Source organism: Bradyrhizobium sp. UFLA05-109 (genome assembly GCF_054185165.1).
Map to the genome: position 1 here is coordinate 17,653 of NZ_JBBIAR010000070.1, position 21,608 is coordinate 39,260.

At 62.5% G+C, this 21,608-nt stretch carries 20 protein-coding genes and 1 riboswitch; of the genes, 9 read left to right on the forward strand and 11 right to left on the reverse strand.

Annotation, left to right across the window (positions count from 1 at the left end; genetic code table 11):
* Positions 1-17: 17 nt before the first annotated feature.
* Genes Q3C01_RS36115 through Q3C01_RS36125 form a run of 3 tightly spaced genes read left to right on the forward strand, consistent with a single transcriptional unit; the run spans position 18 to position 3,670 of the window.
* A complete protein-coding gene (locus Q3C01_RS36115; RefSeq protein WP_458150041.1) occupies positions 18-800 on the forward strand; it encodes a cyclase family protein in 783 nt (260 codons plus the stop codon).
* Between the two features lie 54 nt (positions 801-854).
* Positions 855-2,012 (forward strand): ABC transporter substrate-binding protein, encoded by a 1,158-nt coding sequence (locus Q3C01_RS36120; RefSeq protein ID WP_458150042.1) that lies wholly within the window; start codon positions 855-857, stop codon positions 2,010-2,012.
* Positions 2,013-2,023: 11 nt separating this feature from the next.
* Positions 2,024-3,670, forward strand: coding sequence for an ATP-dependent acyl-CoA ligase (locus tag Q3C01_RS36125; protein WP_458150043.1), 1,647 nt, complete (start codon positions 2,024-2,026; stop codon positions 3,668-3,670).
* 19 nt (positions 3,671-3,689) lie between these two features.
* Here the strand turns inward: Q3C01_RS36125 and Q3C01_RS36130 are convergent, their stop codons facing one another.
* Complete coding sequence (locus tag Q3C01_RS36130) at positions 3,690-4,196, reverse strand: MarR family winged helix-turn-helix transcriptional regulator (RefSeq protein WP_458150044.1); 507 nt, start codon at positions 4,194-4,196, stop codon at positions 3,690-3,692.
* Positions 4,197-4,701: 505 nt separating this feature from the next.
* On the opposite strand from Q3C01_RS36130, the gene dusA reads away from it, so the two are divergent.
* Positions 4,702-5,781, forward strand: coding sequence for a tRNA dihydrouridine(20/20a) synthase DusA (gene dusA, locus Q3C01_RS36135; protein WP_458150045.1), 1,080 nt, complete (start codon positions 4,702-4,704; stop codon positions 5,779-5,781).
* Between the two features lie 62 nt (positions 5,782-5,843).
* Here the strand turns inward: dusA and Q3C01_RS36140 are convergent, their stop codons facing one another.
* The 6 genes from Q3C01_RS36140 to Q3C01_RS36165 all read right to left on the reverse strand — a co-directional run bounded on the left by Q3C01_RS36140 (position 5,844) and on the right by Q3C01_RS36165 (position 11,363).
* Positions 5,844-6,512 (reverse strand): outer membrane protein, encoded by a 669-nt coding sequence (locus tag Q3C01_RS36140; RefSeq protein WP_458150046.1) that lies wholly within the window; start codon positions 6,510-6,512, stop codon positions 5,844-5,846.
* Positions 6,513-6,666: 154 nt separating this feature from the next.
* The gene (locus Q3C01_RS36145) at positions 6,667-7,179 is read right to left on the reverse strand and encodes a TIGR02281 family clan AA aspartic protease (protein WP_458150047.1); all 513 of its coding nucleotides are present in this window, start codon (positions 7,177-7,179) and stop codon (positions 6,667-6,669) included.
* 22 nt (positions 7,180-7,201) lie between these two features.
* The gene (locus Q3C01_RS36150) at positions 7,202-7,405 is read right to left on the reverse strand and encodes a DUF1289 domain-containing protein (RefSeq protein ID WP_458150049.1); all 204 of its coding nucleotides are present in this window, start codon (positions 7,403-7,405) and stop codon (positions 7,202-7,204) included.
* A gap of 43 nt (positions 7,406-7,448) precedes the next feature.
* Positions 7,449-9,044: a sensor histidine kinase gene (locus Q3C01_RS36155; RefSeq protein ID WP_458150050.1), complete on the reverse strand. Its 1,596-nt coding sequence runs from the start codon at positions 9,042-9,044 to the stop codon at positions 7,449-7,451.
* A gap of 148 nt (positions 9,045-9,192) precedes the next feature.
* Positions 9,193-10,470, reverse strand: coding sequence for a sodium:proton antiporter NhaD (nhaD, locus tag Q3C01_RS36160; RefSeq protein WP_458150051.1), 1,278 nt, complete (start codon positions 10,468-10,470; stop codon positions 9,193-9,195).
* 23 nt (positions 10,471-10,493) lie between these two features.
* The gene (locus Q3C01_RS36165) at positions 10,494-11,363 is read right to left on the reverse strand and encodes an NAD(P)-dependent oxidoreductase (protein WP_458150052.1); all 870 of its coding nucleotides are present in this window, start codon (positions 11,361-11,363) and stop codon (positions 10,494-10,496) included.
* Between the two features lie 215 nt (positions 11,364-11,578).
* On the opposite strand from Q3C01_RS36165, the gene Q3C01_RS36170 reads away from it, so the two are divergent.
* The 3 genes from Q3C01_RS36170 (at position 11,579) to Q3C01_RS36180 (ending at position 14,482) form a co-directional block, all read left to right on the forward strand.
* Positions 11,579-12,016: a VOC family protein gene (locus tag Q3C01_RS36170; protein ID WP_458150053.1), complete on the forward strand. Its 438-nt coding sequence runs from the start codon at positions 11,579-11,581 to the stop codon at positions 12,014-12,016.
* A 54-nt stretch (positions 12,017-12,070) separates the two neighbouring features.
* A complete protein-coding gene (locus Q3C01_RS36175) occupies positions 12,071-13,201 on the forward strand; it encodes an Mrp/NBP35 family ATP-binding protein (RefSeq protein WP_458150054.1) in 1,131 nt (376 codons plus the stop codon).
* Between the two features lie 192 nt (positions 13,202-13,393).
* Positions 13,394-14,482: a TRAP transporter substrate-binding protein gene (locus Q3C01_RS36180; RefSeq protein ID WP_458150055.1), complete on the forward strand. Its 1,089-nt coding sequence runs from the start codon at positions 13,394-13,396 to the stop codon at positions 14,480-14,482.
* A gap of 307 nt (positions 14,483-14,789) precedes the next feature.
* On the opposite strand, the gene Q3C01_RS36185 is transcribed toward Q3C01_RS36180, so the two are convergent.
* The 4 genes from Q3C01_RS36185 to Q3C01_RS36200 form a co-directional block, all read right to left on the reverse strand.
* A complete protein-coding gene (locus Q3C01_RS36185) occupies positions 14,790-15,851 on the reverse strand; it encodes a Rieske 2Fe-2S domain-containing protein (protein WP_458150057.1) in 1,062 nt (353 codons plus the stop codon).
* Complete coding sequence (locus Q3C01_RS36190) at positions 15,848-16,051, reverse strand: hypothetical protein (RefSeq protein ID WP_458150058.1); 204 nt, start codon at positions 16,049-16,051, stop codon at positions 15,848-15,850. Before Q3C01_RS36190 ends, Q3C01_RS36185 begins: the two co-directional genes overlap by 4 nt.
* Before the next feature lie 44 nt (positions 16,052-16,095).
* The gene (gene metE, locus Q3C01_RS36195; RefSeq protein WP_458150059.1) at positions 16,096-18,426 is read right to left on the reverse strand and encodes a 5-methyltetrahydropteroyltriglutamate--homocysteine S-methyltransferase; all 2,331 of its coding nucleotides are present in this window, start codon (positions 18,424-18,426) and stop codon (positions 16,096-16,098) included.
* Between the two features lie 105 nt (positions 18,427-18,531).
* Positions 18,532-18,756: riboswitch (cobalamin riboswitch) on the reverse strand.
* A 33-nt stretch (positions 18,757-18,789) separates the two neighbouring features.
* Positions 18,790-19,020: a hypothetical protein gene (locus Q3C01_RS36200; RefSeq protein ID WP_458150060.1), complete on the reverse strand. Its 231-nt coding sequence runs from the start codon at positions 19,018-19,020 to the stop codon at positions 18,790-18,792.
* Here Q3C01_RS36200 and Q3C01_RS36205 point away from each other — a divergent pair.
* Complete coding sequence (locus tag Q3C01_RS36205; RefSeq protein ID WP_458150061.1) at positions 19,001-20,089, forward strand: TRAP transporter substrate-binding protein; 1,089 nt, start codon at positions 19,001-19,003, stop codon at positions 20,087-20,089. The two genes, Q3C01_RS36200 and Q3C01_RS36205, sit on opposite strands and share 20 nt — an antisense overlap.
* Before the next feature lie 303 nt (positions 20,090-20,392).
* Positions 20,393-21,502, forward strand: coding sequence for an alpha/beta fold hydrolase (locus tag Q3C01_RS36210; RefSeq protein ID WP_458150062.1), 1,110 nt, complete (start codon positions 20,393-20,395; stop codon positions 21,500-21,502).
* The last annotated feature ends 106 nt before the right edge of the window (positions 21,503-21,608 follow it).

Here is a 21,608-nt window from a genome sequence, read left to right on the forward strand (position 1 = left end):
AGCCGGAGGACGTGACGATGGAAAGCAAAAATCTCCTTGAGCTGGCAGGTGCGATTTCTTCCGGCGCGGTGCGCGTCGTCGATCTGACCTTCACGCTAAGTCCGGATTTTCCGGTCATCGTGCTGCCGCCGGAATTTGGGCAGGCGGCACCAGTCCGCATCCAGGAGATTTCGCGTTACGATGGTCGCGGTCCGGCCTGGTACTGGAACAATGTGACGTTCGGCGAGCACACCGGCACGCATTTCGACGCGCCCATTCATTGGTTCACCGGCAAGGATCTGCCGAACAATGCCGTCGACACTATGCCGTCAAAGGACATGATCGCGCCGGCTTGCGTCATCGACTGCTCCGCAGAGGCGGCGAAGGATCCGGACTTCCTGCTGACGGTCCCGCTTGTCGAAGTCTGGGAGGCGAAGAACGGACGCATTCCCGAGCGTCACTGGGTTCTGCTACGCACCGACTGGTCGAAGAAGGGTTGGCGCGATTACTCCAGCCTCAGGGATGACGGCGCGCACACACCGGGCCCGAACCCGGCCGTCATGAAATGGCTGGTAGAGGAGCGCGGCATCATCGGCTTCGGCACCGAAACCATCGGCACCGATGCGGGGCAGGCCGGCCATTTCGAGCCGCCTTATCCGGCGCATCATTTCCTGCACGGCGCGGGGCGCTACGGTTTGCAGTGCCTCTGCAACCTGGACCAGCTTCCCGCCACCGGCGCTGTCATCGTGGCCTCACCGCTGAAGATACAAAACGGCTCCGGCAGCCCGCTTCGGGTCATCGCGCTGGTTGCGTCGAGCTGACGCGAACAGATGGCGCTTGCATAAAAGAAGAAACCGCTCACGAAAGATAAGTGCATGAACGTCATCAAGAGCCTGCTCGCCACCACCGCGCTGCTCCTCGTTGTTCCCCAAGCCGTGCAGGCGGAGATCCTGGTCGGTTTCGTCACCGGCCTCAGCGGGCCCGTGTCGTCGATCGGGATTCCGAACGCGAAGGGAATCGCGGCTGGGGAGGCGTATGTCGACGAGGTCGGCGGCGAGAAGCTCCGTCTCATCCAGCTTGATGACGGCTCCGATCCGACGGCCTCGGCGCGCAACGCCCGCAAGCTGGTCGAGCAGGAGAAGGTCGATATCCTCATTGGCACGTCCGGCGCACCCCAGACGCTCGCGATGGCGACGGCGGCGATCGAGATGAAGATCCCGATGATCGCCGTGTCCCCGATCGCGCCGGTGCCGGCCGGCGACGGCGGTCCCTGGGTGGTGCAGACGCCACAACCGACGCCGCTCCTCGTCCAGGGCATCGTCGATCATATGAAGGCACGCGGGCTGAAGACCGTCGCCTTCATAGGGTTCTCCGACGCGTTCGGCGATCTGATGTACGACTCGCTCTCGCAAAGTGCCAAGGCGGCGGACATCAAGGTCATCGCGAACGAGCGATATGCACGATCCGATTCGTCGGTGACTGCCCAGGTATTGCGCGCGCTTGCCGCTCGCCCTGATGCGATCATGCTCGGCGGCACCGGAACGCCCGGTGCATTGCCGGTCATCGCTCTGTCGGAGCGCGGTTACAAGGGGCCTCTTTATGGCAATCACGGGCTCATAAGCGCTGATTTCCTGCGCCTGGCAGGCAAGGCCGCAAACGGCATCATCTGCCCGACCGGGCCGGTGACCGCTGCCGAGCAACTTCCGGCCAGCAATCCGATCCAAAAGGTTGCCCTGGATTTCCGGGCGGCCTTCGAGAAGGCGAATGGCGAGATGCCGACGGACTCATTCTCCTCTTATTCGTTCGATGGCTGGCTGGTCTTCGTCGATGCGGCCAAGCGGGCGGTCGCGACCGGCGCCAAGCCGGGCACGCCCGAATTCCGCACCGCGCTGCGCGAGGCTCTGTTCACGACCAAGAATGTGGTGGGGACGCAAGGCGTCTATACTTACATGCCGGCGGATCGGCACGGTGTCGACGATCGTGCGCGCATTTTGGTTCAGATCGAAGACGGAAAATATAAGCTGCTGCCCTGAGCGAGGCGCATATGACGGAGGGCAACGTGCAGGCAGGGGTCGGGCAGGGGGGCGAGGCGCCGGCCTGGGCTCGCGCGGTCGAACTGTTTCCATCGTCCGATCGGATACTCTCCACCATCCTTACGAGACAGGCCGAACGCTACGGCGACCATGTCCTGCTGGTCTCGGGGGAGACGCGCTGGACCTACGCACAGACCGCGGCGATTGCAGCAGCATCTGCCCAAATCCTCGCGGACGCCGGGATCAAGCCCGGCGATCGGGTCGCGCTGATGTGCTCAAACCGGCCGGAATTTCTTCAGATCTATCTCGGATGCGCCTGGCTCGGCGCGATCGTGGTGCCGATCAACACGGCGCTGCGCGGTTTCCAGCTCTCCCACATCCTCCGCAATTCGCGTCCCTCGCTCCTGGTGGTTGAAGCGCCGTTCCTTGCCGCGATCGACACGGTCGAAGCGGACGTCGAGCTTCCCTCTCAGGTCTGGATGATCGGGACCGCCGCCAAGACAAACAGCGCGAAGATCTCGCCAGTCCCGCTGCCCGTTCTCGGCGACCGAGCGACTGCCAGTATCGCACGTCCCGGCGACACCGTGGCCATTCTCTACACGTCCGGCACGACCGGCCCCGCCAAGGGCGTGTGCTGTCCGCAGGCGCAATTGTTCTGGTGGGGCATCTATTCGGCGCGGGCACTGGGCATCCGTGAGGGCGATGTGCTGTTCACGACGCTGCCGCTGTTCCACACCAACGCGCTGAATGCGTTCTATCAGGCCGTCCTGAACGGATGCACTTACGTGCTGGAGCCCAAATTCTCCGCCTCCGGGTTCTGGATTGCCGCGCGACGGCACGATGCGACCGTCGGCTATCTGCTCGGAGCCATGGCATCGATGCTGCTGGCGCAGCCGAGGACCGAAGGCGACGTAGCGCATCGGCTTCGCGTTGCGCTCGGCGGCGGCGTGCCCCCACAAATCCACGGGCCGTTTCTTGAACGGTTCGGCGTGCCCCTGGTCGATGGCTACGGATCGACGGAGACCAATTTCGTGTTCGCAGGCGCGATCCCGTCTGATCGCCCGGGGACGATGGGATATCTCGCCGAAGGTATCGAAGCCCGGATCGTCGATGCCGACGATTCCGAGTTTCCTGACGGGCAGGCGGGAGAGCTGCTGCTTCGCGCCAAAGAGCCTTTTGCATTCGCGACCGGGTATTTCGGCATGCCGGAGAAGACGGTCGAGGCTTGGCGAAACCTGTGGTTCCACTCGGGCGATCGAGTGGTCCGCGATCCGGACGGGCACTATCGCTTCATCGATCGCATGAAGGATTCGATCCGCAGGCGTGGTGAGAATATTTCTTCATGGGAGGTCGAGCAGGCCATCCAGTCCCATCCCGCGGTCGCAGCCTGCGCGATTTATCCGCTGCCGTCGGAGTTGGGCGAAGACGAGGTCGCCGCCGCTATTCTGCTTGAGCCCGATCAATCGCTCGAGCCGGTCGAGATCATCCACCATTGCGAGGGGCGGATCGCCTATTTTGCCATTCCCCGCTACGTGCGGATCGTGAGCCAGATGCCGCTGACGGAGAACGGCAAGATCAAGAAGGGCGTACTGAGCGACGCGGGTGTGACGACCGATACGTGGGATCGCGAGGCGGCAGGAGTCAAAGCGCGGCGTTAGCCACTGATGCCACGTGGCTTCACGGCTTTTCCAGCGAGTCTCTAACGACGCCCTTGAGTTTGTCGAGCTCCCCGATCAAGCCGTCGAGCCTGTCAGCTGGGAATTCCGCCAGCAGTTCCGCGAGCCATGAGCCATGGCTCTTCGCCATGCGCCTGAAAGCCTTTCGGCCCTCGACGGTCATGCAGACAATCTGCACGCGGCGATCAAGCGTCGATGGCGTGCGGGTGATGTACCCGTCCTCGGTCAGGCGTTCGACGATTGGCGTCAGGTTCCCGGCGGACACCATCAGCCGCTTGGGCAGCTCTCCGAGCACCAGTCCGCTCGGCTCGCGGTCGAGCTGGGCCAGAACATCGAAGCGAGGCATCGTGAAATCGAATTCCTCGCGAAACCGGCGTCGCAGCTCGCCCTCGATGAGGGTCGTGCACGCCAGCAGCCGGAGCCAGAGCCGTGTTTGGGCCCTGTAATCGGCCTCCGGATCGGCCCCGTTCTTGGTCGAAACGGGCGGGGACTCCTTTGCGAGTGCCAAATCGAATCTCCTGGGAGCTTTTGCCTGTCGAACGCTGACGGCTTCGTGAATGCTTGGGCAGAATAGTTTGTGCCAAAAGTAAATTCAAGGTTCAGGCGGACCGCCGCCGCTTGGGTCGCCCGTGGCCGGATTTGCGATCTTTAGCTAGAAATTCGCAACGAAGGTGGCCATCTCCGAAGAGCCGCCGAGAAACGCTTTGTATCCCGGGCCTGGCCAAATATTTTATGATTAAAATAAATGGACACAGTGCTCCCGTCGAGACCGAGGTGACTGCCGTCGTCTTACGCCGACGTGCGCGAGCTTCGATTCGATGTCGCGCCAGATGTCGTTGCAATTATTTGATCCGGTCAGCTGCGTGTCCAATTTGAAGCGGCGGTTGCGGTGTTGGACAAATACACGCCGACGCGCGATGCCGATCGATCTCGTCGCTAAACGTGTGATCAGCTTGGCTCTTGCTGGATCGACTCGATCCCTATTCCGGTTGAACGGGAAGCGCTTTTGCGCGATGGATGCGCACGAAGAGATTCCAATAGTCAGCTCCAAGCGAACACCTTCGTGGTTTCACTTGGGAGGGCGAGTTAACCGGTTGAAGTCGCAAGATTATTATCGCTTTTCTGTGGCACCCATGATGGATTGGACCGACCGGCATTGCCGGGTGTTTCACCGTCATCTGACGCGGCGCGCGCTGCTTTATACGGAGATGCTGACGACCGGCGCGGTCATTCATGGCGACCGGGCGCGGCTCTTGGCATTCGACGCCTCCGAGCATCCGGTGGCGCTCCAGCTTGGCGGGTCGGATCCGCGCGAGCTTGCGCTCGCGGCACAGATCGGTGCGGACTTCGGCTATGACGAGATCAACCTCAACGTCGGCTGCCCATCCGACCGGGTAAAGGACGGCCGCTTCGGTGCGTGCCTGATGGCCGAGCCGGAATTGGTGGCGACCTGCATCGATGCGATGAAGCGCGCCGTGCGCGTGCCCGTGACGGTGAAGTGCCGCATCGGCATCGACGATCAGGATCCGGAAATCGCGCTCGATCGGCTAGCGCGCGCGGTGGTCGCGGCAGGCTCTGACGCGCTGATCGTGCACGCCCGAAAAGCCTGGCTCAACGGCCTGTCGCCGAAAGAGAACCGCGACATCCCGCCGCTGGACTACGATCGCGTCTATCGCCTCAAGAGGGCAATGCCTAACGTGCCCATCATCATCAACGGCGGGATCTCCGGCATCGATGAGGCGAAAGCACATCTCGCCCACGTTGATGGCGTGATGCTGGGGCGCGCCGCCTATCACGATCCATGGCGGCTGCTTGCGGTCGATCCAGAGTTCTTCGGTGAGGTCGCGCCGCATGCGACGATGCAGGCTGCGTTTGAAGCCATGATGCCCTACATCGCGGAGCAGCTTGCGCGGGGCACACGACTGCACGCCATCACGCGCCATTTCGTCGGCGCGTTCCATGCCGTGCCTGGCGCGCGTGCCTTCCGCCGCCATCTCGCCGAGCATGGCGTGAGGCCAGGGGCCGGGCTCGACGTCCTTCGTGATGCGATCGCGCGCGTCAGCGATCGTGCGGTAGCGGAAGCTGCGGAATAGCGACACCCTCTGAATGTTGAAGGCTAGGAGCCGGATCGGCGATCCGGCTCCTCGTCGTTCGGTCAGCGGAACAGGTCGAAATGATAGTTCACGCCGACGCGGAAGCTGTGAAATTTTGCGGCATTCCAATCCTGCAGATCGTCGTGCTTGAACTCGGTGTAGAGATATTCGGCCTTGGCCGACCATTTGGGCAGAAAGGCCCATTCGACGCCGCCGCCCGCGGTCCAACCCATCTTCATCTTGTTGATCGGGCCGTCCTTCAATTCGCCGGTGGCAAGACCTGCAGTCCCGAAGAACAGCAGCCGCGAGTCCATCGTGGCGATGCCGGCGCGGGCACGACCCGTCATATACCAGGGCACGCTGACGGCGGCGCTGTTGAGCGCGTCGTGATTCTTGATGTCGCCGCCCTCGAAGTCGTTCTCGATACCGACCACGAACATCGGTGAGAGCTGGTAGTTGTAGCCGATCTGGACGCCGCCGACGGCGCCCTTGACCTTGCCGCCGCTCGTGCCGACGAGGTTGTTGTAGGCGTCATCGCCGCTCGTGGCGTAGCCGGCGTTGAAGCCGGCATAAAGGCCCGTCCACGAATAGGCCGGCGTAGGCGCCGTGTAGGCGGAAGCCGGCGCGGCATAGCGCGCCGAAAGATCAGCGGCGCTTGCGCCGCCTGCGGTCAGCGCGACGGCAAAGGGCAAGGCGCAAACCGTGCGACGTCGTGCGGCTCTGGCATTCATAACTCTCAATCTCCCACTGGGCCGCGTCGTGAACGCAGCGCTTGTCCAACCCCGATCCGGGATGAGACTTTGTTATAAACCGACTGGACGGTTTGTAAATAGATGGAAATGACACACCCGCGATCTTTCGGTGGTCGGGCCACGTCGTTTGTGCCTAGGGGTAGCCGTGCAGCATCAGGCGGTCGGCGCGGACTTCCCAGCGCTCGAGGCGGTCGAGGAAGGTCATGCCGAGCAGGTTGGTCTTCATCGTGCCGTGTGGCACCACCAGTGCGGGCACCGAGCGCTCGACGAGCTTGCCGATCGCGAGCCGATCCAGTGTCAGGCGCGCCGCTTTGGTGCGGCCGCCGGCAGTCTCGACGTCGACGTTATAGTCGAGCAGTTCCAGCGGGAGGCCCGCTGCCTTCGCTGTCTCATAGGTAAGCACGACGGAGGTCGCGCCGGTGTCGACCACCATGGGCGCAGGCACGCCGTTGATCCGCGCCTGCAGCGCGAATTCGCCGCCGCGGCCGCGTTGGACTTCGACGGCCCGCGTCTTCAGGCTGGTGCGGTGGCGCATGAGATCGGACACGGTGTCGCTGGCGCGAGCGACCTGCTCGGGGTCCCTGTAGGCGACCACGGCGCCGGCGGTCGCGGTCAACAGGAACAGCACCAGGAAGAGGCGGCTCATCGCGCACCTCCGTTTCCCGGCGTCAGGCGGATTTCGGCGCTGAACCGATCGGTGAAAGTCCAGCATTCGCCATGCGCGCCGGAAGCTGCGCCATGAGGGCAAGCCGTTCCGCGCGCTCCATGGCGTGCCAGCGCGCGATCTCCGGCAGCGTGCGGCCGCAGCCGAAGCACAGCTTTGTCTTGGGATCGATCATGCATACGGCGACGCACGGAGTGTCTTTGCTCATTCCCGCATAATGAAGGATCGCTGGGCAGTTCTGCAAGCATCTCTCAGGAGCCCGTGCCTGCACTCATGATCGGCTTGTGGCGCGGCCGGCGTCTCTCGTCCGTGACACCGGAGCCGTCGGGCTGCAGCGGCGGAGCCTCTTCCGTCATCGGTGCAAGCGCGCTCATCACGCGCTCCGGCGGGAAGGTGACGATCACCTCGGTGCCGATGCGCAGTTTCGATTTAAGCGTGAACGTGCCGCCGTGCATGTCGATCAGGTTCTTGGCGATGGGAAGGCCGAGGCCTGCGCCCTGTTCGGCCGATTTGATCGAGTTCGAGCCTTGGCCGAAGGAGGCGAGAACGACCGGGATTTCGTCTTCGGGAATGCCCGAGCCGGTATCCTTCACCGAGAGGTATTGCCCACCCGAAGCGGTCCAGCCGACTTTCAACCAGATCTCGCCGCCCTGCGGGGTGAACTTTATCGAGTTGGACAAGAGGTTAAGCACGACCTGGCGGATGGCTCGCTCGTCGGCCCACAGCCGCGGCATCGCTTGCTCATAGACCTCGTGGATGGTGATGCCACGGCTCGATGCGCGCAGCTTCATCAGATGATGGCAGTCGGCGACGATGCCCACCAGCGACACCGCTTCCTCGTTCAGCTCGTAACGGCCGGCCTCGATCCGGGACAGGTCGAGGATCTCGTTGATGAGATTGAGCAGATGTACACCGGAATTATGGATGTCGGCGGAATATTCCTTGTAGACGGCGACCTGATGCGGGCCAAAAATCTCGCTCTTCATCACCTCTGAGAAACCGAGGATCGCGTTCAGCGGCGTGCGCAACTCGTGGCTCATCTGCGCGAGGAAGCGCGACTTGGCGACGTTGGCGGATTCGGCGCGGTGCCGCGCCTCGTCTGAAATTGCCTTGGCCTGTTCGAGTTCGCCGATCAGCGCGTCCTTCTCCGCGCGCGCTTCCAGCGTTGCGAAGGTCGAGGAGTGCAGCCGGTGCGCCAGAAGCACGAAATAGCCTTCGGCGCCGAGCGACAGCGCCGCCAGGATGTAATTGTCCAGCGAGCCGCTTATCGCAAAGCTCAACGCCATCGCGACTGCAACGGGCGCGGTGGCCGCAAGCGCGGCAATCGGCAAGTTAGCGGCCAGCATGCTCGACACTGCGATCACCAGCAGCATCAGGAACATCATCAGCGTTTCCGTGACGACGTCGAACACGGGATGGATCAGGATCGCCATCCAGCACAGGCCGTAGAGCAGGTCGAGCACGACGAATCGCGTGCGCCATTTGCGGGTGATCGTGGGTGAGGTAGGTTCGGCAAGATAGCGGCGGCAGCTCCGGATCATGGCAGCGTGGACGCAGAGCATACCGACCGTCCAGAGCGCCGCGGGAACCGGCTGCATCCAGAGCCCGAACAGCACGCCGGTCGCGACCACGAGCAACATCACGACGTAAGAGGCCGACAGCCGCGTCTGCGCATATTGGCGCAGCATTTCGCTGTCGAAGGCGGGCCGTGTTCCGCTGGTCGACGTTAACTTGTCGCGTGCCTCGCGAACCCGCTGCGCCGCAGCCCGGCGACTACTCGCCGATGGCACGCTCGCCGGCTCGGCCGGAAGCTGTACGACCTCGGGCTTTTCAGCGGGGTTACTCATCAAGCAACACGAATTCCTGCCCACGCCGACGCGGGCCTTCTGCATTCTCTATCTCTGGCAACAAATCCTTAAGAGCTGACTTAAGGAGCTAAAGAATTGCGTTAACGGGGAGTTAATTCGACGTGTCGAGCTGCGGCGAATGGCCGGCTCAGTGCATTGCTGCGTGCTGCACGATATAGACCACGGCCCCGGCCAGATATCCGGCAAGCGCCGGTCCCGCGATGCGGCGGGCGTACCAGAAGAACTCGATCTTCTCGAGCCCCATGGCGGCAACCCCGGCGGCCGAACCGATGATCAGGATCGAGCCGCCGGTGCCGGCGCAATAGGCGATGAACTCCCAGATGAAGGTGTCGGGCGGGTAGTGCGCGAGGTCGTACATGCCCATGGTCGCGGCGACCAGCGGCACGTTGTCGACGATGGCGCTGAGCAGGCCCAACAGGACGACGATGATGTCCTGGCGGCCGATCGTGGTTTCAAGCCATCTCGCCAGCATCGTCAAGAGGCCGGCATGCTCGAGGCAGGCGACCGCGAGCAGGATGCCGACGAAGAACACGATCGAGCTCATGTCGATCCGGGTCAGCGCATGCGCGAGCGTAAGGGGCTTCCGCACGTGCTCGTCCTTGTCGCGATGGATGATTTCGCCGACCAGCCAGACGATGCCGAGCCCGAGCAGAACACCCATGAAGGGCGGCAGATGTGTGAGCGTCTTGAAGGCGGGCACGGCGATCAGCACGCCAAGCCCAAGGAAGAACATCAGGTTGCGCTCGAACAGCTCGATCCCTTGCAGCCGGTCTTCCTTCGGCGGCGGCGCAATCGCCTTGCCCCGCAGCGAAAAGCTGATGAATGCGAGCGGCACGAGCAGGTTGGCGATCGAAGCCGGAAACACCGCGCCCATGATGTTCACCGGCGAGACTTGTCCGCCGATCCACAGCATGGTCGTGGTCACGTCGCCGATCACCGTCCAGGCGCCGCCGGCATTCGCGGCGATTACGATGAGGGAGGCGAACAGCAGGCGGTCATCGCGCCTGGCGATCAGTCTCTGGATCAGCGAGACCATGACGATGGTGGTCGTCAGGTTGTCCAGAACCGCACTCAGGAAGAATGTCACGAATCCGACGAGCCACATGAGCTGAACCTGGCTCGTGGTGTGGATTCGCGAGGTGATGACCTCGAAGCCGTTGTGGGCGTCGATGACCTCGACGATCGTCATGGCGCCGATCAGGAAGAACACGATCTGCGCCGTCGCGGCGACGGATTCGTCGAGCTGATGTCCGACCAGGGTGTGGTTGCCGATCGTGACCGCGTACACAGTCCAGAGCAGAACCGCGCCGATCAGCGCGGCCGCACTCTTGTTGATGCCGAGCGGATGTTCGAGCGCGATCGCCACGTAGGCAATGACGAAGATGGCGGCGATCGCGATCAGCAAGACAGGTCTGCTTTAAACGGCCATCAGCGTTGCAGCCGCGCCAGCAGGCTCGACGTATCCCAGCGCTTGCCGCCCATCTTCTCGACTTCGGCGTAGAACTGATCGACCAGCGCGGTCACCGGGAGGTTGGCACCGTTGCGGCGGGCTTCCGCGATGCAGATCGAGAGGTCCTTGCGCATCCATTCGACGGCGAAGCCGAAATCGTACTTGTCGTCGTTCATGGTCTTGTAGCGGTTCTCCATCTGCCAGGACTGCGCGGCGCCCTTGGAAATGGTGTCGATCACGGCGGCAACGTCGAGGCCCGATTTCTTGGCGAAGTGAATGCCTTCGGAGAGGCCCTGGACGAGACCGGCGATGCAGATCTGGTTGACCATCTTGGTGAGCTGTCCGGAGCCCGCAGGCCCCAGCAGCTTGCACATCCGCGCATAGGCCGCGATGACCGGCTCGGCGCCGGCATAGGCGTCCGCGGAGCCGCCGCACATCACGGTCAGGACGCCGTTCTCGGCGCCGGCCTGTCCACCGGAGACGGGGGCGTCGACGAATTTGAAGCCGCCCTTGGTGGCAGCCGCGTCAAGCTCGCGTGCGACTTCGGCGGAGGCGGTGGTGTGGTCGACGAAGGTCGCGCCCTTCTTCATGCCGGCAAACGCGCCGTCGGGACCGATCGTCACCGCGCGCAGGTCATTGTCGTTGCCGACGCAGCACATCACGAAATCCTGGCCCTCGGCGGCCGCCTTCGGGGTAGGCGCGGTCTTGCCGCCGAACTTGTCTGCCCATTCCTTCGCCTTGGCCGCGGTGCGGTTGTAGACGGTGACCTCATGGCCACCTTTCTTGACGAGGTGGCCAGCCATGGGGAAGCCCATGACGCCGAGACCGAGGAAAGCGACTTTAGCCATATGGGTGACCTTGCTTGTGCTTGGGCGTTCTTGCGGTTGTGACCGGCCTTTGAGACAGCCGGCCCACACGATCGCGGGTTTTTGGCGGTTCCGCCCAAAAAGGGCGGATCGGGGGCGCACCATAAACCCTTGAGGCCGGAGGGCAACGGCTTCGTTTGAAGGTCTCCTGTGCTAGGATGAGCGGACAAGGACGTAAAGAAAAAGGGAGTGAAGGCATGGCCGTGAGCGTCGGGGTGCTCGATCATTTCAACATCAGGACCCGGAAACTGGCCGAGACGATCCGCTTCTATTCGGACGTGCTGGGTCTCGAAAACGGTCCGCGGCCCAATTTCGCTTTCCCGGGTGCGTGGATGTACAGCGAGGGCAAGCCGGTGGTGCACCTCGTCGACATTTCCGTGACGGACGAGGCTCAAAAGCCCGATTCAGGCGTTGTCCATCACGTTGCCTTCGCCAGCCGCGGTTTCGACGGCATGAGGCAGCGGCTGAGCGGCAAGGGGATGAAATTCGATTCCCGGCAGGTGCCCGGCGGCGACCTCTGGCAGATCTTCGTGCACGACCCCAATGGGGTCATGATCGAGCTGAACTACGAGGCGGCCAAGGAGCAGGGGGCGGCGGCCCCGGTCGAGACGGCCGGCGATATCGGCAGGCAGTAGCCTTTTGGGCGTTTCCGCTCTAATGGGTCGCATCGTGACTTTAGGAGATGCGCTTTGAGCGTGACGCAGCAACAGGTTCTCGACAGCCTCAGCCGGATCAAGTCGCCGCGCGGGGTGGCGCTCACCAATGCCAATGTGCTGAGCGCGATCAGCGCCAGTGACGGCAAGGTGTTCTTTTCGATCAATGTCGATGCCGCGGAGGCGCGGGCTTGGGAGCAGGTTCGGGCCGAGGCTGAGGCCGCCGTCCGTGCCATTCCCGGCGTCACCACGGCCATGGTGGCGCTGACCGCCGATCGCAAGCCGGGGAGCGCACCACCGCCGCCGCCGAGCCGCGGTGCACCTGGGGTGCAGCCGGCCCATGCCCATCGGCCACCGCAGGGCGGCACCTCGCCGATGTCGCGGCAGTCCGAGATTCCCGGCATTTCCGCCGTCATCGCCGTGGCCTCGGGCAAGGGCGGGGTCGGCAAGTCGACCACCGCGCTCAACCTCGCGCTTGGTCTGCGCGACCTCGGCCTCAAGGTCGGGCTGCTCGATGCCGACATCTACGGTCCCTCGGTGCCGCGGCTGACGGGCCTGCACGAAAAGCCCGAGTTGAACGAGGAGCGGAAGATGATTCCGCTGAGGCGTTTTGGTCTGTCGATCATGTCGATCGGATTCCTGGTCGAGGAAGAGACCGCGATGATCTGGCGCGGTCCGATGGTGATGTCGGCGGTGACGCAGATGCTGCGCGACGTCGAGTGGGGCAAGCTCGACGTCCTGGTCGTCGACATGCCGCCGGGCACCGGCGATGCGCAGCTCACGCTCGCGCAGAATGTGCCGTTGAAGGGCGCGGTCATCGTCTCGACCCCGCAGGATTTGTCGCTGATCGACGCGCGTCGGGGCCTTGCCATGTTCAAGAAGGTGAACGTCCCCGTGCTCGGCATCGTCGAGAACATGAGCTATTTCCAGTGCCCGCATTGCGGCACCAAATCGGACATTTTCGGCCATGGCGGAGCGCGACACGAGGCCGAGAAGCTCGCCGTCCCGTTCCTGGGCGAGGTCCCGCTGCACATGGCGATTCGCGAGACCTCGGATGCCGGAAAACCGGTGGTCGACAGCGAGCCGGACGGGCCCCATGCGGCGATCTATCGCGCCATCGCGGGCCAGATCCGGGACCAGCTCAAATCCGTAATTTCCGCAGGCTAAAGCCTTCCCCTCGAGGCATGCGACTTTCGTACAGTTCCGTCATGCCATTGTCGCGTTCCGAAAGCTGAGCTTCCGTGCTAAAGGCCGCGGCAGTCAAGCGCCTTCGGTTCGACGCGGCCATCACGCATCGCCGAGACTAGCGGCGGCAAAAGAGACGTCGGGGAAAACGCCCCAGCAAGGAGAGACCTGAAGATGAAGCGTCGTGATTTCTTGAAAGTGTCGGCAGCAGGGGCGGCGGCGACCGCGGTGGCCTCGCCGGCGATTGCGCAGTCCTCGCCCGAGGTGAAGTGGCGCCTGACGTCGAGCTTTCCGAAATCGCTCGATACCATCTATGGCGGCGCCGAGCAGTTGGCGAAGTACGTCGCCGAGATGACCGACAACAAGTTCCAGATCCAGGTGTTCGCGGCCGGCGAAGTGGTTCCGGGCCTGCAGGCGCTGGATGCGACCTCCAACGGCACGGTCGAGATGAGCCACACCGTGTCCTACTATTACGTCGGCAAGGACCCGACCTGGGCGATCTACGCCTCGGTGCCGTTCGGCCTCAATGCGCGCCAGCAGAACTCCTGGTGGTACCAGGGCGGCGGCGCCGAGCTCGGCAACGAGTTCTTCAAGAAGGCGAACGTGATCGGCTTCCCCTGCGGCAACACCGGCACACAGATGGGCGGCTGGTTCCGCAAGGAGATCAAGACGGTCGCCGATCTCTCGGGTCTGAAATTCCGCATCGGCGGCATCGCCGGCCAGGTGCTCCAGAAGGTCGGCGTGGTGCCGCAGCAGCTCGCCGGCGGCGACATCTATCCGGCGCTGGAGAAGGGCACCATCGACGCGGCGGAGTGGGTCGGCCCCTATGACGACGAGAAGCTCGGCTTCGCCAAGGTCGCCAAGTACTACTACTATCCGGGTTTCTGGGAGGGCGGTCCGATGGTCCACGCCTTCGCCAACCTGGACAAGTGGAATGCGCTGCCGAAGAACTACCAGGCGATCCTGACCAACGCGACCGCGAACGCCAACAGCTGGATGGCCGCGCGTTACGACCTGCAGAACCCGGCTGCGCTGAAGCGCTTGGTGGCCGGCGGCACCCAGCTTCGTCCCTTCACCAACGAAGTGCTCGAGGCCTGCCTCAAGGCGACCAACGAGCTGTGGGCCGAGATCTCGGCCAAGAACCCCGACTTCAAGAAGTCGATCGACGCCATGCAGGCCTACCGCTCGGACGAATATCTGTGGTGGCAGGTCGCCGAATACACCTACGACAGCTTCATGATCCGCTCGCGCACCCGCGGCTGATCTTTCGAAGCGTCGCAAGACGACAGAGCCCGGCTTCGTTCGCGAGGCCGGGCTTTTTCTTTGGCGCCTGCGAGTGCCCAAGCAAAAATATGAAAAACAACCCCATGCACAGTAGACGGGTGGCGAGGGGACCACACGTTGGGCCTTTTTCGGCAGGAAGCGGCGATCACCCGTGCAACCGGCGACAGGCGCGCGATATGCAGCGCTTTCCGCGAGACTCTCGACGATCCGCAAAACCGTTTGACTCGTCGGGCAAAACAGTGGCAAAAGGTGATTATCGAATAATCCGAAATTTATGCCGCCTGCGCTAGCGGGCGTGATGCAATCCCTGACATGCGAGCAGTTCTCTCAGTTCACGGATTGCGGGAAACACCTCCTGGTTCCAATCGCCGCCCTGGGCGTCGTAGGCGACCTGTTCCATCTCGACGATTTCACGGTCTTCGTCGAAGACGCGATCCGTGAATTTGCAAAGGAACGGCCAGACGATCTCGAGCAAGCCTGGAATTCTCGGCCGCAACACCGATAGCACGATGAAAGTCCTGTTCTTGCGCTGACCGGCATCAACCGGCGTATAGCCGAGCCAGACGTGCAGGACAGGCTTCTCGCCAGACGTCCAGAGGCGCAAGGACTGGTGCGGGTATTCGGTCCGGATCGTCATGAGATCGCGCGGTGCCGCCGATGCGGAGCGCAGGTGGCCCACGATCATGCTCTCGCCGATCGGTGCCCGTTCGCCGGGGCGACGGAAGCTGTAGTCCAGCTCCATCCAGCCCTCGCCGGATCGCTTGCCGAGATAACGCGGGCCGACCTTGCCTGTCGTTCGCCGGTGCAGGAACTGATGGTTCATGTCCATCAGGTTCTCGTGCATGAACGTGTAGTGGCAGTTGACGATCTGGCCGAAGCGGCGCGTCTTGTAGCTGAGATCGGCCGCAGCGCCCAAAGTTGCGGGCGGTGGCTCGGCCGGAAGCCGTCCGGGCCAGACCAGCACGATACCGTCCCGCTCGCAGCAGGGATAGGCGCGTACGCCGTTCGGGAGTTTCTCCTTGCCGAGATAGGGGACATCGACGCAGCGGCCGGACGCGTCGTAGCTCCAGCCATGATAACAGCAGTGCAGGTGACAATCCTTCACCACGCCTTTCGACAAAGGGACCTGCCGATGGGCGCAGCGGTCTTCCAGTGCGAACAGATCGCCGGTTTCCGTGCGAACGATGACGATGGGTTCGCCGGCAAAGCAGGAAGCGAAGGCGCACCCGCGTTTCACTTCGTCCGACCAGGTCGCGGGATACCAATGATCGGGGTGCGAACCGACCTTTCGCAAATCGGCCGGCACCGGAGTTGCGTCGATGCCGGCCGTGTTCGTTACCGGATTCACGAAGCGGACGCCCCCGATGTACCGAGGTGGATGTTGAGGATCTCCTCGGGTGTCTCCCGGACCTCGACTGTCTGAGCCCCGCTGCCGACGAACTCCAGGACGGTCTTGTCGCCGTCGCGCCACATCCCGCCGACCAGCGAGAAATTGACGTGATAGGGCTTGCCGCTGTCAAAGCGGGTGCATTTGATCCAGAAGCGCATCGGCAGTCTCCGTGCAGAATCGGGGGGCTATTGCTACGCCAGAATCAGGACGCCTTGCGCAGTTCGCGCGCGGCGGCGACCATGTTGACGAGCGCGGGGCGGACTTCCTCCCATTTGCGGGTCTTCAGGCCGCAATCCGGATTGATCCAGAGTTGCGAGTCCGAGAGCCGCTTCCGGGCCATCGTGATGAGATCCCTCATCTCGCTGGTCTCGGGGACGCGCGGCGAGTGGATGTCATAGACGCCAGGACCGATGTCGTTCGGATACTTGAAGCCGGTGAACGCATCGAGCAACTCCATCTTCGAACGCGATGTCTCGATCGAGATGACGTCGGCGTCCATCGCTGCAATCGCGTCGATGATGGCGTTGAACTCCGAATAGCACATGTGGGTGTGGATCTGCGTAGCATCGGCAACGCCGGTCGAACAGATGCGGAAGCTTTCCACGGCCCAGTCGAGATAAGTCTTCCACTCGGAGTGACGCAGTGGCAGACCCTCGCGCAGAGCGGCTTCGTCGATCTGAATCATGGTCGCCCCGGCCTTTTCGAGGTCGGTGACCTCGTCGCGGATCGCGAGCCCGATCTGGCGGCAGGCTTCGCTGCGCGGAATGTCATCCCGGACGAATGACCAGTTCAGGATCGTCACCGGCCCGGTGAGCATCGCCTTCATCGGCTTCTTGGTCAGCGATTGGGCGTAGCGCCACCATTCAACCGTCATCGGCTTTGGGCGCGAGACGTCGCCAAACAGGATCGGCGGACGAACGTAGCGCGAGCCATAGGACTGCACCCAGGCATATTGGGTGAACACGAAGCCAGACAGCTGCTCGCCGAAATACTGCACCATGTCGTTGCGCTCGAACTCGCCATGGACCAGCACGTCGAGCCCGATCTCCTCTTGCCACCGTACGGTACGGGCCGTCTCCTCCTTGAGGAACTGCTCATACTGCGCGTCGGTCAGCTTGCCCTTGGCATGGGCCGCGCGGGCGTTGCGAACGTCGGTGGTTTGCGGGAACGAGCCGATCGTCGTCGTCGGGAAGGCTGGCAGGTCGAAACGCTTGCGCTGGATTTCCGCGCGATGTGCGAAGACGCTGGTGCGACGGCGCATGGCATCGTCGATCGCGGCCATACGCTTGGCAACCGCAGCATCATGGATTTTCGGGGAGGTCTGGCGGGCCTTCGCGGCCTTGTCTGAGACGGTGAGGGCGTCTGCCACGCTCGCGTCGCCCGCCAGTGCCCTCGCCAGCGTGGAGAGCTCGGCGATCTTCTGCACGGAGAAGGCCAGCCAGCTCTTCACGTCCGGATCGAGACCGGTCTCGAGTTCGAGATCGATCGGCGTATGCAGCAGTGAGCATGAGGGCGCGATCTGCACGCGATCATTGCCGAGCTTGCCGATGGCAGGCTTGTACCGCTCGACCAGTGCTGACAGGTTGGAGCGCCAGACGTTGCGGCCGTCGATGACGCCGAGCGAAATCACGAGATCGGCGCGGGCAGCGGATTCTATCTGGCTCAGCTGCTGTGGAGCGCGGACGAGATCGACGTGCAGGCCGGCGACCGGGAGCGACAGGGCGGTCGCGAGGTTGTCGCCGATCGCGCCGAAATAGGTGGCGAGCATGATCTTGATGCCGGGCACGTCCTTGGCGAAGCGCGCATAGGCGCGCTGAAGCGCGTTCCGCTCGGTGCCACTGAGGTCGAGCACCAGGCAGGGTTCATCGATCTGGACCCATTCGGCGCCACGCTTCGCCAACTCCTGGAGAACCTCGACATAGACTGGCAGCAGGCCATCGAGCAGCGAGACCGGATCGAAGGCTGCATCGTGGCTCTTGCCGAGCTTCAGGAAGGTGACCGGGCCAACCAATACCGGGCGCGTCTGATAGCCGAGCGACTTTGCCTCGTCATATTCCTCGATCGCCTTACGCGAGGAGAGCTTGAAAGTCTGACCCTTGTGAAACTCCGGAACCATGTAGTGATAGTTGGTGTCAAACCACTTGGTCATTTCCTGTGCTGTCGCGCCATGGCCATGATGGGCGTGACCGCAACTCGCGTCGTGTGTGTCGCCCTGTGATCCGCGTGCCATCGCGAAATAGGTCTTGAGCGAGACCAGGCCGCCCTTCCAGTCGTAGGCATCGGGGATTGCCCCGACCATGACGCTGGTGTCGAGCACCTGGTCGTAGAGCGAGAAATCGTTCGAGGGGATGATGGTTGCGCCGAGCGATTTCTGGCGTGCCCAATTGGCAGCGCGCAGGCCGGCTGCGGTTTCGAGAAGCTGTTGCTCGCTGATCTTGCCGGCCCAGAAGCCTTCGAGCGCGAGCTTGAGTTCGCGGCGTGGCCCGATGCGGGGCGTGCCGAGTGTTGCGACTGGAAGTGAAAGAGAAGTCATAGCTTTAACCCCATTGTGGTGGGGGCAAAAGGCCATGGCGGACGCTGGCAGGAGTGCCGCGATTGCGGCAGCTGCTTGGCGTACCACCGGGACACCCCGCCCGTGGACGATTATGCTGTCGGGGCAGGTCTCCTGGCTCGCGGGTCGTCGCCTGCATCCGGGCCTTCCCGAGGCTTTCGCCTCAGTGACACGATTGGATACGGGCTCGCCGCTTACAGTTGCGGGGGCAGCGCCGGCATTGCATCAGTCCAAATAGACTGAAAGCGCACCGGCTTCCCTCTTAGCTCCGGGTCAAGCGGGACCCGGAGAACCTCGACAGCTTCGATTATCTGCAAGAGAGGGGGCGCGTCAACCTCTCTCCGCTCACGTACACTGTGGCATGCCGGACGGAACGATCGTGCAAGCCCTTTTTAGGTAAGCCCTGTAATGACCGGAAAGCCCGGCCTCGCGAGGCCGGGCTTTTTGCATGCCTTGACCTTCGTCGGGATGGAAATCGGTACCGGGTTGTTCCATGCTCGCCGCAAACGCCTCGTCAAGAAGGCGCGCGCAGTCACCACCATCAGGGTAGGAAATCATGAAAAGAAGAGACTTCATCAAAGTCACCGGACTTGGCGCCGCAGGCGCCGCCACTCTCGCTGCTCCCGCTATCGCGCAATCGATGCCGGAGATCAAATGGCGCATGCCGACGAGTTGGCCGAAATCGCTCGATACGCTCTATGGCGGCGCCGAGATGATGTGCAAGATGGTCGCGGAGGCGACCGACAACAAATTCCAGATCCAGATCTTCGCCGCCGGCGAGATCGTGCCGGGCCTGCAAGTGCTCGACGCCGTGCAGAACGCGACCTGCGAGATCGGCCACACCGCGTCCTACTATTACTTCGGCAAGGACCCGACCTTCACCTTCGGCTCGTCGGTGCCGTTCGGCCCCAACATGCGCATCAACCAGGCCTGGTACATGCTGGGCGGCGGCCGTGAAGTGCTCAACGAGTTCTACAAGAGCTACAACGTGATCTCGCTGCTTGCGGGCAATACCGGCTGCCAGATGGGCGGCTGGTTCAGGAGAGAGGTCAACACGCTCGGCGACCTCGAGGGCATGAAATTCCGCATCGGCGGTTTTGCCGGCCGCGTGCTCCAGAAGCTCGGCGTGGTGCCGCAGCAGCTTGCCGGCGGCGATATCTATCCGGCGCTGGAGAAGGGGACCATCGACGCCGCCGAATGGGTCGGTCCCTACGACGACGAGAAGCTCGGCATCTACAAGATCGCGCCGCACTACTACTATCCGGGCTGGTGGGAAGGCGGTCCGATGCTGCTCGCCTTCGTCAACCTCGACAAATGGAATGCGCTGCCGAAGTACTATCAGAGCGTTCTGGAGCAGGCCGGCCACTACGCCAACAACTACATGATGTCGCGCTACGACCAGGCCAATCCGATGGCGCTGCGCAAGCTGCTTGCGAACGGCGCCAAGCTGCACGCCTTCCCGCCGCCGATCATGGACGCCTGCTTCAAGGCGGCGAAGGAGCTGCATGCCGAGGTCAGCGCGACCAATCCCAATTTCAAGAAGGTGTACGAGTCCCTGACCAAGTTCTCGAACGACGGCTACGCCTGGTTCCAGGTCGCCGAAGTCGGCTACGACATCTTCATGGCGCGTCGCTCGCAAGGCTGATCACGCCCACGGTTGCGGCTCGATCATTCGTCAAGCAGCGAAAACCGGTCTCGCAAGGCGAGGCCGGGTTTTTGCATTGGGAGGGCACTGCCTGACGCCCGTCGCGGCGCGGCTCCAATCGTCAGAACTGTAGGATGGTCGAGCGAAGCGAAACCCATCATCAGGCATTGACGCGATATGCGATTCAGCACGATGATGGACTGGTCAGGGCCTTTCCTGCGGTAATGTCTTCAGCGCGTATCGTCGGCAGACATGTCGAACTCTCTGTGTGCTTAGCGGCTTATTGCCAAGGGCAGCGCGTCGATGAAACGTTGGATTCCGAGGATCGCCAAGGCCGGCTTGCTTGCAGTGACCATCCTGGTGGTTCTGGCAGGTTCGGGACTTGGATTTCGCGCTTATCGCCAGAACATCAGCGCACGTGTCCTCGCGATTCAATCTCCAAACGGAATCCAGGAGGGAATGTACGTCAAGATCGGCGGCATCGATCAATGGATTCAGATACGCGGCGAAGATCGCGGCAACCCTGTTATCCTCTTTGTTCACGGTGGCCCAGGTGCATCGACCATTCCGATCTCGTCGAGCTGGCAGCCGTGGGAAAAATATTTCACGGTCGTTCAATGGGACCAGCGTGGCGCCGGACGTACCTTACGAATGACCGGCGAATCGATTGCGCCGACCATGACCTTGGCGCAAATGACGCAGGACGGCGTCGAAGTGGCGGAGTATCTTCGAGCGCATCTTCATAAGGACAGGATTGTCTTGATCGGGCATTCATGGGGCTCGTTTCTCGGCATCCATATTGTCAAGCAACGCCCGGACCTGTTTTATGCGTTTGTTGGCACCGGGCAAGTCGTCGGCAAGCAAACCTTCGAAAAGCAGTTCGAACTCACCGTTACTCATCTAAAGGCACTCGCGCAGGCCGCAAACAATGGAGTGGCGTTGGCGGAGCTAGCATCTATTTCCCCGTCCCCAGGTTGGGATCCAAGCAAGCACGCCATCATGCAAAAGTGGGAAAAACTGCTCCCCCTTCCTTCGATCGAAGCATTCCAGCTCGTCAGCCCGATCCCGCCGCCTTTCATGCCGGATTTTTCGCTGCTCGATTGGTACTATTGGCGAAGAGGAATTTCGTTTTCAGCGACGCAACTGCGCGGGAGGAACGGGCCAATGCTTCGGAGCGACCTGTGGTCTCTAGGCACTGATTTTTCGATTCCACTGTTCTTTTTCGAAGGTACAGAAGACTTCAATACGCCGGTTGAGCCTGTCTACTCATACTTTCAACGAATGAAGGCGCCACAAAAGGAATTCGTGCTGTTCGAGGGCGCCGACCATTTTATTCCGTTGGATCGTCCCGATGAGTTTCTAACGCAATTGATAAAGCACATTCGACCGCTAGTTGGACTGTCGGATGGGTAGAGCGCAGCGAAACCCATCATCCCTCCCGAAGTGATCAAGGGCACTGCTACCATCGTCGTCCAGGGCCCACCGTTAGGCGATGGATTTGAGTGATGGGGCTAGGAGT

What these genes read in the sequence shown, in the direction of transcription:
- Q3C01_RS36125 (WP_458150043.1), top strand. Translation starts at nt 2,024, where the DNA reads ATGACGGAGGGCAACGTGCAGGCAGGGGTCGGGCAGGGGGGCGAGGCG.
- Q3C01_RS36170 (WP_458150053.1), top strand. Translation starts at nt 11,579, where the DNA reads ATGGCCGTGAGCGTCGGGGTGCTCGATCATTTCAACATCAGGACCCGG.
- Q3C01_RS36155 (WP_458150050.1), bottom strand. Translation starts at nt 9,044, where the DNA reads ATGAGTAACCCCGCTGAAAAGCCCGAGGTCGTACAGCTTCCGGCCGAG.
- Q3C01_RS36165 (WP_458150052.1), bottom strand. Translation starts at nt 11,363, where the DNA reads ATGGCTAAAGTCGCTTTCCTCGGTCTCGGCGTCATGGGCTTCCCCATG.
- Q3C01_RS36145 (WP_458150047.1), bottom strand. Translation starts at nt 7,179, where the DNA reads ATGAGCCGCCTCTTCCTGGTGCTGTTCCTGTTGACCGCGACCGCCGGC.
- Q3C01_RS36190 (WP_458150058.1), bottom strand. Translation starts at nt 16,051, where the DNA reads ATGCGCTTCTGGATCAAATGCACCCGCTTTGACAGCGGCAAGCCCTAT.
- Q3C01_RS36200 (WP_458150060.1), bottom strand. Translation starts at nt 19,020, where the DNA reads ATGAAGTCTCTTCTTTTCATGATTTCCTACCCTGATGGTGGTGACTGC.
- Q3C01_RS36180 (WP_458150055.1), top strand. Translation starts at nt 13,394, where the DNA reads ATGAAGCGTCGTGATTTCTTGAAAGTGTCGGCAGCAGGGGCGGCGGCG.
- Q3C01_RS36115 (WP_458150041.1), top strand. Translation starts at nt 18, where the DNA reads ATGGAAAGCAAAAATCTCCTTGAGCTGGCAGGTGCGATTTCTTCCGGC.
- dusA (WP_458150045.1), top strand. Translation starts at nt 4,702, where the DNA reads ATGGATGCGCACGAAGAGATTCCAATAGTCAGCTCCAAGCGAACACCT.
- Q3C01_RS36210 (WP_458150062.1), top strand. Translation starts at nt 20,393, where the DNA reads ATGAAACGTTGGATTCCGAGGATCGCCAAGGCCGGCTTGCTTGCAGTG.
- Q3C01_RS36120 (WP_458150042.1), top strand. Translation starts at nt 855, where the DNA reads ATGAACGTCATCAAGAGCCTGCTCGCCACCACCGCGCTGCTCCTCGTT.
- Q3C01_RS36150 (WP_458150049.1), bottom strand. Translation starts at nt 7,405, where the DNA reads ATGAGCAAAGACACTCCGTGCGTCGCCGTATGCATGATCGATCCCAAG.
- metE (WP_458150059.1), bottom strand. Translation starts at nt 18,426, where the DNA reads ATGACTTCTCTTTCACTTCCAGTCGCAACACTCGGCACGCCCCGCATC.
- Q3C01_RS36140 (WP_458150046.1), bottom strand. Translation starts at nt 6,512, where the DNA reads ATGAATGCCAGAGCCGCACGACGTCGCACGGTTTGCGCCTTGCCCTTT.
- Q3C01_RS36205 (WP_458150061.1), top strand. Translation starts at nt 19,001, where the DNA reads ATGAAAAGAAGAGACTTCATCAAAGTCACCGGACTTGGCGCCGCAGGC.